The 15698-nt window shown below is 48.4% G+C and carries 16 protein-coding genes and 1 pseudogene; all 17 read right to left on the reverse strand.

Going from position 1 to position 15698, the window contains the following annotated elements:
* Positions 1–10 precede the first annotated feature (10 nt).
* Positions 11–217 (reverse strand): transposon-transfer assisting family protein, encoded by a 207-nt coding sequence (locus tag H8S45_RS11780; protein WP_002578948.1) that lies wholly within the window; start codon positions 215–217, stop codon positions 11–13.
* Entirely contained in the window at positions 214–810 is a 597-nt protein-coding gene (locus H8S45_RS11785) for a YodL domain-containing protein (protein WP_002304389.1), read from the reverse strand. Before H8S45_RS11785 ends, H8S45_RS11780 begins: the two co-directional genes overlap by 4 nt.
* A gap of 13 nt (positions 811–823) precedes the next feature.
* Complete coding sequence (locus H8S45_RS11790; protein ID WP_002304387.1) at positions 824–1669, reverse strand: LPD16 domain-containing protein; 846 nt, start codon at positions 1667–1669, stop codon at positions 824–826.
* A complete protein-coding gene (locus H8S45_RS11795; RefSeq protein ID WP_002578949.1) occupies positions 1666–3741 on the reverse strand; it encodes a DNA topoisomerase 3 in 2076 nt (691 codons plus the stop codon). Before H8S45_RS11795 ends, H8S45_RS11790 begins: the two co-directional genes overlap by 4 nt.
* A 177-nt stretch (positions 3742–3918) precedes the next feature.
* Positions 3919–5151 (reverse strand): ATP-binding protein, encoded by a 1233-nt coding sequence (locus tag H8S45_RS11800; RefSeq protein WP_002304383.1) that lies wholly within the window; start codon positions 5149–5151, stop codon positions 3919–3921.
* A gap of 151 nt (positions 5152–5302) precedes the next feature.
* Entirely contained in the window at positions 5303–5986 is a 684-nt protein-coding gene (locus tag H8S45_RS11805; RefSeq protein WP_002578950.1) for a DUF4366 domain-containing protein, read from the reverse strand.
* Complete coding sequence (locus H8S45_RS11810) at positions 5976–6233, reverse strand: DUF4315 family protein (protein WP_002304378.1); 258 nt, start codon at positions 6231–6233, stop codon at positions 5976–5978. Before H8S45_RS11810 ends, H8S45_RS11805 begins: the two co-directional genes overlap by 11 nt.
* Before the next feature lie 14 nt (positions 6234–6247).
* Positions 6248–7984, reverse strand: coding sequence for a C40 family peptidase (locus H8S45_RS11815; RefSeq protein WP_002304377.1), 1737 nt, complete (start codon positions 7982–7984; stop codon positions 6248–6250).
* Between the two features lie 3 nt (positions 7985–7987).
* Complete coding sequence (locus tag H8S45_RS11820) at positions 7988–10375, reverse strand: VirB4-like conjugal transfer ATPase, CD1110 family (protein ID WP_002588967.1); 2388 nt, start codon at positions 10373–10375, stop codon at positions 7988–7990.
* The gene (locus H8S45_RS11825) at positions 10335–10769 is read right to left on the reverse strand and encodes a PrgI family protein (protein ID WP_002304375.1); all 435 of its coding nucleotides are present in this window, start codon (positions 10767–10769) and stop codon (positions 10335–10337) included. The genes H8S45_RS11820 and H8S45_RS11825 overlap by 41 nt, the downstream gene beginning before the upstream one ends.
* 17 nt (positions 10770–10786) lie before the next feature.
* On the reverse strand, positions 10787–11653 hold the full coding sequence (locus H8S45_RS11830) for a VirB6/TrbL-like conjugal transfer protein, CD1112 family (protein ID WP_002304374.1): 867 nt from the start codon (positions 11651–11653) through the stop codon (positions 10787–10789).
* Between the two features lie 25 nt (positions 11654–11678).
* Positions 11679–11774, reverse strand: a pseudogene (locus H8S45_RS16895) (Maff2 family mobile element protein); the annotation flags it as partial.
* 87 nt (positions 11775–11861) lie between these two features.
* Positions 11862–13472 carry a recombinase family protein gene (locus tag H8S45_RS11840; protein WP_002605633.1) on the reverse strand — a complete coding sequence of 537 codons (1611 nt, stop codon included), beginning with the start codon at positions 13470–13472 and terminating at the stop codon, positions 11862–11864.
* 100 nt (positions 13473–13572) lie between these two features.
* On the reverse strand, positions 13573–13755 hold the full coding sequence (locus H8S45_RS11845) for a transposon-encoded TnpW family protein (protein ID WP_002605634.1): 183 nt from the start codon (positions 13753–13755) through the stop codon (positions 13573–13575).
* Positions 13752–14609 carry an ATP-binding protein gene (locus tag H8S45_RS11850; RefSeq protein ID WP_002605635.1) on the reverse strand — a complete coding sequence of 286 codons (858 nt, stop codon included), beginning with the start codon at positions 14607–14609 and terminating at the stop codon, positions 13752–13754. The genes H8S45_RS11845 and H8S45_RS11850 overlap by 4 nt, the downstream gene beginning before the upstream one ends.
* On the reverse strand, positions 14606–15364 hold the full coding sequence (locus tag H8S45_RS11855) for a phage replisome organizer N-terminal domain-containing protein (RefSeq protein ID WP_002605636.1): 759 nt from the start codon (positions 15362–15364) through the stop codon (positions 14606–14608). Before H8S45_RS11855 ends, H8S45_RS11850 begins: the two co-directional genes overlap by 4 nt.
* On the reverse strand, positions 15354–15545 hold the full coding sequence (locus H8S45_RS11860; protein WP_006058351.1) for a hypothetical protein: 192 nt from the start codon (positions 15543–15545) through the stop codon (positions 15354–15356). Before H8S45_RS11860 ends, H8S45_RS11855 begins: the two co-directional genes overlap by 11 nt.
* Between the last annotated feature and the right edge of the window lie 153 nt (positions 15546–15698).

Raw genomic sequence — 15698 nt, forward strand, 5'->3', positions numbered from 1 at the left:
TCCAATCCTATCAATCCGGATAAAGGTTCAGCTTCTCAAAGGCGGCATCGTCCATGGCTGAAACTTTACGGAGAACCGAGTCTGCCAAAGCAAAAAGCTCTGACTCGTCCTCCGAAAGCTGTTCCTTCATCAGTGTCAGTGCTTCACACAGCCCTGACCTTGTGCCAGGGCTGTAAAGCATCATCATGTTCCGCTCATCCTGTGTGAAATCCATCATTCAATCTCCCTTTCCGGGTGGCTCTTGGGCGGCTTATGGGAAACATCCGGCACGGGCTTTTCCTTTAACTGCTCCAACACCGAAGGACGTTCCTCTAATCCGGACGCTTTTCCGTTATTGATGATACCGTCAATCATCCCATAATCATCTTCCATTGCCATCTCTGCGTTTTTCAGGTAGTTTTCGGACTTCATAAAGTTTTCCAGCTTCTGAAACCCAACAGAATCTACATAGTGAAAGGATACCTCACCGACTACCTTTAAGGCTACGATGTCGCTGACCGACATACTGTGACCACGGAAATCATCCGGGTGGTCAATATTGAACTTTACATACAAATCTTCCAGCTGCCGATTCACATCCTCGGACATAGAAATGGAGCCATGATAGACCACCTCGTAACGGTCAATCTCAGGCTCCATTTCTTTCTTCTGAAGGTAGCTGTAATTTGCAAACATGAGCGGGATATTATCGTCTACATCTTCCCGCAGCTGAAGAATCGCATAGGAATCCGTGGGGCTTTCCAGAAAAGCAACCATTCTGTCATCCGGGGTGGTATTTCCGTGAACATCATCCCATTTTTCGTTTTTCATATCCGTGTCCTCCTTATCGTTCAGGCTCTTTGCGTTTGGGAGAGGGACTGGCAGGCGCAGCTTTTTCTGCGGCCTGTGCCAGTTTTTCCATGACCGACTCACGCTTCGGAGAGTCGAGCTTATCCAGCTGACTTTTCAGCACTTTGGCAACCTCAACCGCAGTTTCCTCACGGGCTTCTTCAATGGCTGTATTCAGGAACTCACGATACGGAGCCGTATTACCAGCGGCAAGATCTGCCTTGATTTCTTGGATATGCGCCTGCACATCATCGACCTGATCCATATATTCATAGGGGTCGAAGTTCTCTGCAAAACGGTCGAGCTTAAAAGCAAGCTCAGCGATAGGGTCATTGACCACCACCGCCTGTCTGCCGACTTCAAAAGCCTGCTCCATGACATCCTCATAGAACATTGCCCGCAGTTCCCGGCGCTCCAGCCCGAAGGATTCCAGAATATCCCGGCGGACTTCGAGCATGGACAGTTCAGGGTTATCAACCTGACCGCCATCAATCTCGTTGTAGTTTTCATCCAACAGGGTGTAGTCGTAACCATCTTCGCAGGTCTGCACCGCAAGGATTCTATCCTTTCCGACCTTCCATGCGGCTTCATCGCCCATAATCTCAGGCTCCGGCATATAGCTTGCGCCGTTGCGCTCCATAATTTCTGCAAACTGGCAGATATGAAACACATTGTATCCGATCTGCGTATGATACTCGTCAATGAAGGTGCAGGGCTTCACAACCATTTCATCCGGGTAGTGAATCTGCACACAGCTGCCATCGGGGATATGAAACAAATCCTTATAATGGCTGTCGATAAATCGGATTTCCTTACCATCCGGGTTGTACTCATTTGTCATTTGCGCTTTCCTCCATTTTCAAATTCCATACTGAACTTCGTTTTGCCATCATCTGATACCTCCATAAAGACGGTGGCATCAAAGGTGTTGCCCGTTCTTTCGGACTTGCAATTCTTGAGCTTTACCTTGCCGGAACCAAGCAATTTCTGCGCCGTGGCAGAAGTCATGCTCTTGCCGATGCTCGCAAAGTAGCGATTGTTTTTCCAGAGGGCAAATTTGCAAGCTCTGTTGGAACAGAAAAATGCCTTGGCTTTGTCCTCTACAGCACTGCCGCAGAGCGGGCATTTGCCGATAGAATTGGCTTCTTTCGACATCATAACCTCGGAATCACGGATTACTTCATAGTTCTGAATCAGACCGGCAATCACATCTTTGATCTCGTCCATAAAGTCCTCGCTGGCATATTCGCCTTTCTCAATGAGCAACAATTTTTCTTCCCAATCCGCCGTCATGGATGGGGACTGAATCTGTTCCGGCATGACTGTTACCAGAGCCGTACCCTTGTGGGTCGGAATCAGGTGTTTGGTTTTCTTATCACCCTTACGCTCCAGAAAACCGATGCGAACCAGCTTCTCAATGATACCGGCACGGGTCGCAGGCGTTCCCAAACCTTTGCGCTCCACCTCATCAGGCATTTCGTCCGCACCGGCAGTTTCCATAGCAGAAAGCAGAGTATCCTCGGTAAAGTGTTTAGGGGGAGATGTTTTCCCTTCCTTGATTTCCGTGCCGCTGACGGTCATTTCGTCACCAACGGAAACAGAAGGGAGTGTCTGCACGTTTTCGTCGGATTTTGTCGAATCATTTTTCTGAACCAGAGCTTTCCATCCATCCTGCACAACAGTTTTGCCTTTGGTGGAAAACACGGTACCGCCACAGTCCAGCTCAATAACTGTCTCTGCGTATCGGTGCGGATCGCCAACAGCTACGCACAACCGATTCGAGATCAGTTGCAAAATTGCAAGTTCACCCTTGGGAAGTTCGCTCAGATTGCATTTCTGCAATTCTCTGGTCGGAATGATGGCATGGTGATCTGTGACCTTTTTGTTATTCACAACCTGCTCTGCATGAACTGGTATGTTATCCACATCCTCCACGGGGAATGTGTGGAAAGCCAGCTTTACGAGGTCGGTCAGGCTATGTGCCATATCTTCCGTCAGAAACCTGCTGTCGGTACGGGGATAAGTGACCAGTTTCTTTTCATAGAGGTTCTGCGTGTAGTCCAAGGTCTGCTGTGCCGTGTAGCCAAGCACACGGTTGGCTTCTCTCTGTAAACTGGTCAGGTCATAGAGCGCAGGCGGCTTTTCTGTTTTCTCCTTACATTCAGCTTTCTGAACGATTGCCACCGAACAGCTTTGTTTGACAGCTTCGGCTGCTGCCTTGGTTTTGAAGCGTTCGCTTGCAGCCGTAAAACCATCCAATCCAATCTGAACTGTGTAGAACAGTTCAGGCTTGAATGCGGAAATGGCAGCTTCTCGCATAACAGCCATAGCAAGGGTAGGGGTCATAACACGACCAACATTCAGGGTCTGCCCGTAAAGGGTCGAAAAAAGTCGAGTAGCGTTAATACCAACAATCCAGTCGGCTCGTTCTCGACACAGTGCTGCTTCATACAAAGCATCATATTCCGTTCCAGACCTGAGATTTTCAAAGCCCTCCTTGATTGCTACATCTTCCATCGAGGAAATCCAAAGCCGCTCAAACGGCTTTCTGCACCCGGCTTTGTGGTACACCAACCGAAAGATCAGCTCGCCCTCACGACCGGCATCTGTTGCACACACAAGACTCGCAACATCTTCTCTGGCCATGAGCTTTTTCAGAATCCCAAACTGTTTTTTCGTACCGGCAGAAACCTCATACTGCCAGTCCATCGGGAAGATAGGAAGGTCTGCATAAGCCCATTTGCTGTACTTCGCATCATAGACTTCCGGCTGTGCCAGCTCCACCAAATGCCCTACACACCAGCTGACCACATATCCGTTTCCCTCTAAGTAGCCATCCTCACGCTTGGCAGCACCTAACACTTTGGCAATACTCTGTGCAACCGAAGGCTTTTCAGCCAAAACTAATTTCATTTGCATCTGCTCCTTTCACAAAAAAATAAGCAGCCACACACCGTAGTGCATGACTGCTATGTAAAAAGTTCGGAAAGGATTTTTGCAACCTGATACAATTTTCTGTTCTACAATCTCCGTCATAATAAAAATATCTCCATCATTTCAAAAGAGAATGACGGAGATATTTCACCTTGCTTATTCTTGTAGCAACCAATCGGCTATATCGTGAATTTCGATTCCTTCATAGCTATATTGGGGATGTTTGGTTCTGGCAATAATCATTTTCGGATAAGCGTCTCGAATCTGAAGCAGAGGAGAGCATTCTCTCTCAAATGTTTCCTGCCCGGAAATGTTGTCGCTGACCTGAATATAAATCTTTTCGCTACCTCTCTGAGCAACAAAGTCGATTTCCTTTTGATAGAGCTTGCCGACATAGACATCATATCCACGGCGAAGAAGCTCGATACAAACAACGTTTTCATATACTCTGCCATAGTCTATATTTCTGCTTCCCAGTATTGCATATCGAATACCGCTGTCACACAAATAGAACTTTTCAGAGCTTTCAAGGTATTTCTTACCTCGGATGTCATATCTCTTAATATCATAAAATACAAAAGCATTGCACAAATACTTAATGTACTTGCCGACGGTTACATGATTGGTTGGAGTCTCATTTGCTGTCAGTAGCTGACTGACCTTATTCGGAGAAGTCAGGTTGCTGATATTATCCATAAGGAACTCGCTCAGACGTTGTAAAACCAAAGTGTCCGGGAGAGTATATTTCTGTACCAAATCCCTTGTAACAATCGTTTCGTAGACCTCTTTGATATAGTTTGTTCTGTCTTTTTCGGTTCTATAAGCATAGGAACCTGCTAAACCGCCCTTGATAGCGTACTCATCAAAGAGCTTATCTTTGTCACTAATATCATCATAATACTGGCAATATTCCTGGAAGCTGAAAGGAAACACATGAATTTCAATATAGCGTCCGGTAAACAGAGTTGCCAGATCTGCACTCAACAGGAAAGCATTAGAGCCTGTTACATAGATGTCGTATTTTCCCTTAGAGTACAGGCTATTGATTGCCAACTCAAACTTGGGACACATCTGAACCTCGTCTACAAACAGGTAGTTCGTTTTTCCTTCCTGATAATGTTCTTCCACATAGGCGTGTAAGGCATGGTATTCCTTGATTTCTTCATACGCCAAATCCATGAAGTCGATGAAGATAATATTGATGTTTTCAAAATTGCTTTTCAGATACGCAATATACGCCTGCATCAATTTGGACTTACCAGATCGACGAATGCCCGTGATGATCTTGATGTCAGGAGTACCATTCAGTTCAATGATTCTATCGAGATATTTTGCTCTCGTGATTGTTTTCATATAGTCACCCGCTTTCAAAAATTGAAGTTTTTTCATTTCTCGAAACCGCTTCGCTGTACTTATTATACTGTCTGCTAATAGTATATGCAAGATGTCACTTTCAAAAACGCAAATTTTTTTATTTTTTGAAAGCGGAAACTATGTAAAGGCAACCCGAAGGCTGCCCCAGGCATCAAGCCTATCCTGTTTACACAGGTTCATTATCATCTTCATCGACGGAGCTATCTTCATCGTCGTCCTCAAACTCCGGATCGTACCCATAGTCCTCGTCATCGTCCACATAATCAGCATCTGGGTCAGGCTTTGCCGCTTCCTGTGCCTTCTTCTTTTCCTGGACTTTCTTAAATACGAAGAATCCACCACCACAGGCAAGCACAATCAGAGTAAGAATCGCCGGGAGCATATTTGTGGATTTCGGCTTTTCCTCCGGTGTCGGTTCTGTAATTTCAGGAACTGTTTCAACTACTTCCGGCTTTGTTTCCTCAACCGGCTTGGTGAACTCTGCAACTTCTTCCTCGTCCATCAGCTTGAGCAGGTCGGCTTCATCCACCTGATTCAGAAAATGCACGGTTTCCTCGCCCTTATCATCACGGTCAATGATGATATAGAAGTAGTTTCCGTTTTTGGTTACAGCGGTAATGAACTGCTTTCCGCTTTTCGTAGGCGAGCCAGCGTCATCAACCAAAGTCAGATTGCCGTCGGGAGTAAGCGGTAGCATCGGCTCCTCCGGCTCTGTTTCGGGAACTTTTTCTTCGACCGCAGGTTCTTCAGTCGCTACGCTTTCATCTACATAGGCAAATGCCGTTGTAGAAAACACGCCAAAACACATTGCACACGCCAGCAATGCGGCTCCAATTTTCTTAAATCTCATTCTGCGTTTCCTCCTCATTCATAGTATTGATCGTATCAGGCTTCGGAGCCATATCCGCAGCAAACATACGGAGCAGCTCGGAAAGCTGTTCGGGATTCAGGTTCGCAGCATGAACCATCTCATGGATTTCGGAATTTTCCTCCTCACGGTATCTGCGTTCCAGGTCTTTCACCTTAGCATCCCATTCTGCCCGTTTCTTACGGGCTTTTTCAAGGTCTGCACCTATTCTGTCTAACTTGGCACTCAATCGCCATCCCTCCTTTAGTTTCTGATTCTGCCGAAGCAGTAAAAATGCTGTTGCCAGTAATTCGATTCGATAGAAGCGTAGGAAATGGGGTTTCCGCAGTGGATCATCATACCATTGCCAACATAGATACCAACGTGTGATGCACCGGAGGTATCATAAGTGCCTTGGAAGAAAATCAAATCTCCCGGTTTGGCAGAGCTTTTCGGGATAATGTCGCATACGCCCATCAAACCGTTTGCGGTCAAACGACCAACACTCCAACCGTTTCCGCAGTGATTGATTACATAGGAAACAAATCCGGAGCAGTCAAAGGAGGTAGACGGGCTGCTGCCGCCCCACACATACGGGTATCCCAGATATTTTTCAGCTTCCCGAATCATATTGGCAAATCTTGTGTCTGTCAGCGCTTCGCCCGGAATATCATAATCGGTGTACTCGCCGCCAGGGGTGGCGTAAATGTCATTTCCGAAAATATCCGGTCTGTTGCCCCTTGTCTGAAGCAAAATTCTATATCGCTCCATATCATCTTCCGACAAGCCGGAATTTGAAATCACACTGTTCAAGCCCTTATTTCTGAGCTTCACATTCAGAATATAATATTCGTAATCTTCTTCCTCTGTTGTTGTCTCTCCCGTTTCGGGATCAGTAGAAGATGTTGTTCGTGTACGAATCTCTACTACTTCCGTCAGGGTCAGCTCATATTGTTGCTCAAATAGCCATTGCAGGGTAGCCTGCACCTCATCTCTGGTGTAATCCTCAAACTTCACCGTCAAATACGCCGCCAGCTCATAAGGATTGTGGTTGATTTCATCAAGGTCATACCGGTACTCGTCATATCCGCTATGAGTACGCTCGATATTATTGATTTTATTGCGGAGCGCAGCTTCCAAAGCCTTGTAATCATTGTCCGCACCAATAATATCTTCCTCTTTTGCAGTAAAAGAAGTTCCCAGAATGATCTGTGTGCCGCCTTGGAACATAGCCGAACAAGACGAGAACATCCCTGAGAGTATCATAAAAAGCAGTCCGGCAATCAAAACAAACAGAATCGTTTTAGAGTGTGTGGTGCAGAACTCCGTTACTCTTTCTGTGATGTTCTTGGCTCCCTGAGCTGCTTTGCCCGTTGCCTTGCCTGCACCCTTAGATGCAGAAGCCGTTGTCGAAGCGGTATTCTTACCGGCTTTGGCGGCAGCATATTCTTTCTTGATTGCCCTTTTCTGTTGCCAACGGGAAAAGGGATTGGAACCGGCATCGGGGTTGTCCTTTTTGAACTTCTCATACAGGGCATTTACATTTGCTTTATCTGACTTCTCAACCAGCTTTTCCGCCTTGTCGTAGGCTTTCAGCTTGTGACTGTAAACGGCATGATCGACGGTATAGACAGTGGATTCAACAGCCTTGGTCGTTTCCTGCACAGCCTGAACGCCGATATTATCATCCTCATATTCTGACACCGCCCGATGTGCTTTGGATGTGAGCGTGACTGCGGCACCACGGCTTGCCATGTGCTTTGCCACAGATGGGCGCTCGATTTCCGTAAACTCCGCTTTTTCAAAACGGAGCTTTGCTTTACGGGAACCGGCTGCATCTGTTTCCAGCTTTAGCTTCGGCTTTGCCTTTTTAGAAGCCAATTTGTCTGCCGCTTTTTCAGCCCTATCAACCGCCTTATCTGCACGGTCGGCAGCTTTCTTCACATGAGAATCTGCAAGGTCATCTTCGGTAAAACGGAGTCGTGTAGGTCTTTTCGCCATACATTACGCCTCCTTTTCCTGTGCCACCTCGTTTAACTTCGTGGTCATAATGCGATACAGTTCCAGATCTGTCGGGAATCGGTCAATGAACGGCAGAATCACATTGCCATAGAACAGAAGTCCTTCGCCCTCACCGGAGTTGGTTACATAGGACAGCTGATGCGGCGAAATGTTCAACCGCTGTGCCAGAATACTTCGGTCATCGCTTGCCTGATTCAGCATATAGATGAAATCAGAGTTTTCGAGGATGTTGGCAATCTCCGGGGAACGAAGCAGGTCTTTGACATTCTGAGTAATACCGGTCGGCAAGCCGCCCCATTTACGGAATCGCTTCCAGATTTCTACGGAATAGGTTGCCGTCTGTTCTTCCTTCAGAAGCAGATGGAACTCGTCAATATAATATCTGGTCGATTTACCGGCAGAACGGTTGGCAGTTACACGCCCCCAGACCTGATCCTGAACGATCAGCATACCGATTTTTTTCAGCTGATTGCCCAGCTCCTTAATGTCGAAGCACACCAGACGATTCTGAATATCCACATTGGTTCTGTTGTTAAACAGTTTCAGAGAACCCTTAACATAGATTTCCAAGGCGGTCGCTACATGGTGGGCTTCCTTTTCGTCCTGTTTCAGAAGGGCATCATACAAATCCTCAAGGATCGGCATATTCTCAGGGGCAGGATTGTCGAAATATCTCTGGTAAATCTGATGCACACAACGGTCGATAACCGTCTTTTCGATAGGCTGCAAGCCATCCTTACTGCCCATAATCAACTCACAGAGGGACAGGATAAAATCAGCTTTCAGTGCTACCGGGTTGTCATCCTCAGAGTAGTTCAGGTTGATGTCCATAGGGTTGATATAGTTGGTACTGGAGGAGCTGATTTTTACCACCTGACCATTGAACTTGTGAACCAGAGCCGCATATTCCGCTTCGGGGTCGCAGATGATAATATCGTCATCCGTAACCAGGAACGCATTGGTGATTTCACGCTTTGCGGAAAAGGATTTACCGGAACCGGGAGTACCCAGAATCAGTCCGTTGGGGTTCTTGAGCTTCTTTCTGTCCACCATGATAAGGTTGTTCGACAGAGCATTCAGCCCGTAATAGAGCGTTTCTCCACCATTCTGGAACAGCTCCTGCGTGGTGAAAGGCACAAAAATAGCCGTGGAACTGGTAGTCAGGCCACGACGAATCTCAATCAGGTTTTGTGCCAAAGGCAGGCTGCTCATCAGTCCGGATTCCTGCTGAAAATCCAAACGACGCAGATTGCAGTTATGCTTCTGGGCGATGCTCTGTGCCTGGAACACATTGTTCTCCAGTTCCTGCTCGGTGCGCCCGGTGTTCAGCACCAGAAATGTCACCATGAACATTCGCTCATTCTGGCTCTGCAATTCTTTCAGAAGTGACTTCGCATCTTTACCATAGGTAGCAAGGTCAGATGGGATAATGTCCATGTCATAGCCAGAACGCACAGCCTTTTTCTGTTCCTCGATTTTGGAACGGTCAAGCTCGGTGATGATTCTCTTGATGGTCTTAATCGCCGCAGTCTGGTCAACCGACTGGATGTGCATGGTCACGATCTGCGTGGATTCCATATCCAGAAAATCCGCCAGCATACGATCAGACAGGTCTGATGCCGTAATTGCCAGATAAGACATCGAACCGAAGATACTGCCCATCTGGAAGGTGCGGTTGGTCTTAAAGGCAAACGCCGTCGGAGCAATGAAGTCCTTTACGGACAGCCCGGATTCCACAAGATACTTCCAATCGAAGAAGAACTTATCATTATCACCCATGTGGAACATAGAGTGCATCAGATGCAGCCGCTCTTTGCCGTTCATGGTAGTGGCAATGACACCCAAACGCCGAAAGTTATTGAGCAGATCGTTTTCGATATGGTTGAGTCTCGGCTTTGCCTGCCGCATGGATTCGGCTTCAATGCCGAATGTCAGGTACTTGGTTTTGGTCAAGCCGTTGTTGCCCTGCGCCAACTGCTTTTTCAGCATCTGGCTATACTCGGCACGGACGGGATTGAAGCTGTCCTTCTTGAACGGGATACGGATACTCTTTTCAAAGCTTTCAGCATCGGTACTCAGGTTCATAAAGGAAAGCTCAAAGTGAATGGAGCTGTCAAAGAAATTCAGGAAACTGCACCACTCATCGAAGATGGCAGTCTTATCTTCCTGCTGTGCCAGCTGATAGTTGATGTCCTGAAACTGAATGGTCTTGGTGTAATAACTGTCAGTGACACGGCAGATGCCATCCGGGAACATTCTCTGAAAGGGAATGGACTGCTGTGCAGTCTGCGGAATACCGTTGTCCTTCTTTGCCCGTTCCACAACAGCTTTAATTTCTCGCTGCTGCTTCCGATTCAGATTTGCAGGCATTTTGATGTTTCTTGCCTGTGGCTTCTTTTTGAAAAACAATTCGTTCAACCTCCTTTTCCAGTTTGTACTGACGCATCAAAGCGTCATAATAGTTGTCCGTCTGATAAGGGCGAACCTTGGGACGAACGAATTTGGTCTGAATGAAGTGTTCTACAACCACTTCCAACGGCTGACTATCCTTTTCATACATTGCCAGAAAGAACAACGGTAACATGACGATCATCATGGACAGTGCTGCAAGGCTCACATTTCCGGTTGCTTTGACCAGAAAGAAAATCGGCACTCCGATGAGCGCCGCCGCACCAAAGCAAAGTAACTGCCGTTTCGTCAGATTGAAGAACACTTTTGTTTTTACCCTCGTCAGGTCACGAGGTACGGGAATATACGCTGCCAAACAATTTCCTCCTTCCCTTAGTGAGCGCTGAATACACCCTTCGCAAGCGAACCAGTCTTAAACAGGGTGAAGCACAAAAGGACGGTGTAGCCCATAACACCCCAGATAGAACCGATGATGTCATCACTGAATGCGATAGACTGAATCAGCACCGCATAAATGCCCACGCAGATCATAATCAGGAATCCCTGGAATCCGATTGCAAACAGCGAACGCAGATAATTCTGTCCGATATTGCTCTGTTCTCTGTTTCCAAAAGTGGAAAGCGGAATCGGGGCAAGGCTGACCATCAGATAAATTTCAATCATTCGACCGTAGACGATCACAAAGATGATGATTGCCAAAGCGGACATCGTGACCTGCACGATAAAGGATTGCAGGAACAAGCCGAGCAAAGGACCCAAATCCATTGCCATCAGCGTTTCTTCCATTGTTTCCAATGCCGAAGCATCTATGGCAGTATTTCCGGATATGATACCGGCGCTTGCGTTTATAACGTGCTGTGTCACATCAAACACAGCCATCGTGATATTGAATGTGTTTGTGATTAACATGACCGCAACAAAAGTCTTGAACACCCATTTGAAGAAGATCCAGGTTTCAAAATTTGCCAGATTGTTGTGGTCAATAATCATCTGAATTAGCTCATAACAGGCAATGAAGGTCAGAATCAAGCCTGCGATTGGGATAATCACTGACTCGGAGATGTTTCGTACCATGGCAAAGACACCCGGCGAAAAATTCGCCGGGGTCATGCCAACGGAGGTTGCTATCTCGCCAACCTGGTTGTTGACGGACTCAAACATCCCCGACAGATTTCCCATAATAGCTGAAACGAGCATTTCTTTCAGCCAGTCTGTGATCTGTTGGAGTATGCTGTCCAAAGGCGATTACCTCCTTGTTTTGTGATTAACCGAACAGTCCGGAGAGCAGAGGTACAAGGGTGGTGCCGATGAGGGCAACACCGCCGCCAGCCATGAGCTGCTTCATGCCCTGGGACTTTGCTGATGTGTGATAAAGAAGTAGTAGAAGTGTAAAAAATTTTGCCGTTCCTATCCGGCGTTTGCGCATTGCGCCGGATAGGTCGGGCGGTCATTCGGGCAGGTCTACCTTGCCAACGAAAGAGTAATAAATATCAATGTCCTGTCTGCGTGTGCCGTTCTCGTCATAGCTGCACTCATGCACAACGATTTTCTCCACAAACTCACGCAAAAGGGTAGGGGTAAGTTCTTCAAAGCTGGTGTACTTGCGGACAACATTCATAAACTTTTCTGCGTTTACCGTGGCTTCCTGCGCTTTGGAAAGCTCTGCCCGGATAGCGGCGGCTCTCTCTTTCAGTTCTTTCTGCTCGGCTTCATAGTCTGCCGACAGCTCCGTGAAACGCTCGTCTGAAATGCGCCCGGTCACGCTGTCCTCATACAGCCGCTTGAAGATAGCGGATAACTCGCTGATACGCTTCTCGGCGGCTTCCAGCTCCTTTTTCCTTGCGGCGTTCCTGCGCTTGCCCCCGTCCTCGTTCTGCTCGATCAGCAGCTTCATAAACCGGGCTTCGTGCTTCGCTGCATAGCTGGTGACTTTCCGCAGATTGTCGGTCACTCCGGCGGTCAACAGGTCGGTGCGGATAAAGTGCGCCGTACAGTCACGGGTACGCTTCTTGTAGCTCCCGCAGATATAACAATCCTGCTTGCGGGTGGCGTTCTGGTAACGCTGCTGGTAAAGGACGCTGCCGCAGTCGGCACAAAAGAGTATGCCGGAGAATAAGCCCACTTCATCATAGCGGTTCGGGCGTTTGCGCTGCTTGCGTAACTCCTGCACACGCTCCCACATCTGGGTGTCAATGATAGGCTCATGGTGGTTCTCGAAAATCGCCTGTTTCTCAATGGGGTTCTCTACGCTGTGCTTGGTCTTGTAGGACGGCTTCTCCGTCTTGAAGTTTACCAGACAGCCCGTGTACTCCCTGTTTTCAAGGATATGTACCACGGTATTGGTCGCCCACTTGCACTCATAGCCGGGGTGGTAGCGGCGGGTGCTTCCCGTCCGACGGTATTCCAGCGTTCCCGGCGTGGGGATCTCCTGCTCTGTGAGCATACGGGCTATCTTGGTCGGCCCGTTCCCGGCAAGGCACAAGCTGTAAATCTGCCGCACAACAGGGGCGGCTTCCCCGTCAATGATAAAATTTTCGTCCTCGTCCATAAAGTAGCCGTATACGGGTTTGCTCGTGACGGGCTTCCCGCTCATACCCTTAGACCGTTTTACTGCTTTGATTTTCTTGCTCGTATCTCTCACCAGCCATTCGTTAAAAATGTTCCGCAGAGGGGCAAAATCATTGTCGCCCTGTGCGCTGTCCACTCCGTCATTGATAGCGATAAAGCGGACGCCTTTCTGTGGGAAAATCATTTCCGTATACATTCCCACTTGCAGATAGTTTCGCCCTAACCGTGACATATCCTTGACGATAACGGTGCCGACTTTTCCGGCTTCAATGTCCGCAAGCATGGCTTGAAAACCGGGTCTTTGGAAGTTCGCCCCAGAATAACCGTCATCTGTGTACCATTGCAGATTGGAAAAGCCGTTCTGCTTCGCATAGGTTTCAAGAATACGCTTCTGGTTTGAAATAGAATTGCTCTCACCTTGCAGCTCGTCCTCGTGGGATAATCTCGGATAAAGGGCGGTAATAAGGTTTCGGGTGGTCTGTCTTAACATAGTGTCCTCCATTTCCGACAGCCAGCCCCACTATTCCGTATGACTATCATACCACACGCCGGGGCTGGCTGTACAGTCCTTTCTGCTTCTTTACGTCCCGTCAAATTGCCGATTTTTGTGTAGCAGCTTCCGCTTCCAGCACTTTCAGCATTTTATCGGCGGCGGTGGCGGTGGTGTCCTGCTTGAAATAGCCGGAAACGACAAGGACAGAATTACCTATGCGGATTTCCGTCACGCAATCCGGGCGGCGGGTGCTGCGGTCATTCTTTGGGGTGTTGGTCATAGGCGGCTCTCCTTTCTGTTCATCAGCTTTTTCAGTTGTCCCATTTTCTCCTGCGCCGTGGCTTTTCGGAAGTTGCTCCCGGTAAAGCGGACAGGAGAACACATTTCAATCAGACGGTCATAAATGCGGGCGTGGGCGGTGTCCTCCGGGTGCTGCAAGTCCTCCAGCGTGAGATTAGTCGTGACGATCAGCGGCCTGCCGCTGCGGTAACGGCTGTCAATCACGTTGTAGACCTGCTCTAAGCCGTATTCCGTTCCCCGTTCCATTCCAAAATCGTCAAGGATAAGCAGCGGGAAGCTGCAAAGTCGGGAGATATATTCATTCCTGCCCTCAAAGCTGGCGGCAAGGTCACCCAATATCAATGCAAAGTTTGTCATGCACACGGGGATTTCACGCTCCATAAGGGCATTTGCGATACAGCCCGCAAAATAGCTCTTGCCTGTGCCAACGCCGCCCCATAGCAGATAGCCAATGTTGCGCTCTTTCATGGTTTCCCAGTTCTCCACATAGAAATGGGCGTGTTCCATTTGCGGGCACTTGCCGTTGTCGTTCTCAAACGTCCAGCCCTGCATAGCCGGGTCTGTAAAGCCCCGCCGCTTCAACCGCTCGACAGTTTCAAGGTGACTGCGCTGTTTCTCTGCGGCTTCCCGTTCCTCACGCTCTGCCCGCTGGCAGTCACATTCTGCCGGGTGGCGGTCACGCCCCAGCCATGCGGCGGTTTCTTTGGGGAAATAGCCCTCTTTGGGCTTGTGGCACTTCCCGCAGTATAAAAGCCCGTCCTCGCCGGTGTAGTCCTCCGGCTCCGGCGTGGTGTCGGTCATATTCAAAATCATTTCATCAAATCCATTCGTCATAAGCTCTCGCCCTCCTTACAGGTATAATCGGGTATGCCCTTTTTCGGGGCTTTCTTGGCTGCGTCCTCCTGCGCCCACTTGAAAATCGTGGCTGCATGGCTCTTGTATTTCCTCCCGCTGGAAGCGATATGGCAGGATAGGCGGTCAATGTAATACTCCCACTTGCCGGGAAGCTCTGTTTTCAGCCCGTCAAGCTCCGTATCGGAAAGAATGACATTGTGGTATCTGCCATAGGCGGCGGGGGCGGGGTGTCCCGTTTCTAACTCTCTCTCTTTTTCTATTTCTATATCTATCTCTTTCTCTATCTCTATCTCTGGTGGACAAATGTCCGCTCGATATGGTGGACATTTGTCCGCCCCTGTCTGCGGCAGGGCTTTTTGTTCCTGCAAAGCCAGCCGCGCCCTGCGCTTGCGCTCCCCCTCGGTAGAGGACTGGCCGATTAAAAGCTCAATGTTGCTCATGTAGAGTGCGCCGCTTGGCAAAGGCTCCACAAGCCCCAGCTTCATAAAGATTTTCAAAGCTCTCTCTACGGTACCTACCTGCTGGCGGGTAATGGTCGCAATCATCTGGGCGGTGTAGGGGATATTCTCGTCAAGCTGCAATTTCCCGCCGTTTTTCAGCGATTTCAAGTACAGCTTCAAGAGAATGTTGGAATAGATAACGCCGTCCTGCATACTTTCCAGCAGAACGATTGCATCATCGTCAAAATAGCTCTCTTTCAGCTTGAGGTAGTAATATTTGCGGTTATCTGCCATAGGCTGCGTCCTCCTTTTTCCAGCGTTTGGAATAATAGCGAGGGCATAGTATGATAACCGCCCGGAAGCTCTGTTTGCAGTCACGGGTGCAGCCCCGGCATAGGTCGTTGTAAGTGATACGGTTGCGGTGGTTGAGGAAGAAAGACCATTCCAGCCGCCGCTTCTTGCTCATTCTCGGCAATGGTAAGCTCCTTTCTGCCGTTCCTATCGGTGTAGCGGGATAGGGGGCATTTTCTGTATGTTCTCGGTATCATTTTCGGGCTTTTTCTGCCCTGTAAGCCCCGTTTGGAAGTCGGGGAGTATTGCGGTAAGGGTTCATATCATACCTGTATTT

Origin of the sequence: Agathobaculum faecis (assembly GCF_014287995.1) — a bacterium.
Lineage (GTDB): Bacteria > Bacillota > Clostridia > Oscillospirales > Butyricicoccaceae > Agathobaculum > Agathobaculum ammoniilyticum.

Excerpts from the sequence above, each read along its gene's own strand:
- H8S45_RS11780 (WP_002578948.1), bottom strand. The coding sequence starts at position 217 with ATGATGGATTTCACACAGGATGAGCGGAACATGATGATGCTTTACAGC.
- H8S45_RS11785 (WP_002304389.1), bottom strand. The coding sequence starts at position 810 with ATGAAAAACGAAAAATGGGATGATGTTCACGGAAATACCACCCCGGAT.
- H8S45_RS11790 (WP_002304387.1), bottom strand. The coding sequence starts at position 1,669 with ATGACAAATGAGTACAACCCGGATGGTAAGGAAATCCGATTTATCGAC.
- H8S45_RS11795 (WP_002578949.1), bottom strand. The coding sequence starts at position 3,741 with ATGAAATTAGTTTTGGCTGAAAAGCCTTCGGTTGCACAGAGTATTGCC.
- H8S45_RS11800 (WP_002304383.1), bottom strand. The coding sequence starts at position 5,151 with ATGAAAAAACTTCAATTTTTGAAAGCGGGTGACTATATGAAAACAATC.
- H8S45_RS11805 (WP_002578950.1), bottom strand. The coding sequence starts at position 5,986 with ATGAGATTTAAGAAAATTGGAGCCGCATTGCTGGCGTGTGCAATGTGT.
- H8S45_RS11815 (WP_002304377.1), bottom strand. The coding sequence starts at position 7,984 with ATGGCGAAAAGACCTACACGACTCCGTTTTACCGAAGATGACCTTGCA.
- H8S45_RS11820 (WP_002588967.1), bottom strand. The coding sequence starts at position 10,375 with ATGCCTGCAAATCTGAATCGGAAGCAGCAGCGAGAAATTAAAGCTGTT.
- H8S45_RS11840 (WP_002605633.1), bottom strand. The coding sequence starts at position 13,472 with ATGTTAAGACAGACCACCCGAAACCTTATTACCGCCCTTTATCCGAGA.
- H8S45_RS11845 (WP_002605634.1), bottom strand. The coding sequence starts at position 13,755 with ATGACCAACACCCCAAAGAATGACCGCAGCACCCGCCGCCCGGATTGC.
- H8S45_RS11850 (WP_002605635.1), bottom strand. The coding sequence starts at position 14,609 with ATGACGAATGGATTTGATGAAATGATTTTGAATATGACCGACACCACG.
- H8S45_RS11855 (WP_002605636.1), bottom strand. The coding sequence starts at position 15,364 with ATGGCAGATAACCGCAAATATTACTACCTCAAGCTGAAAGAGAGCTAT.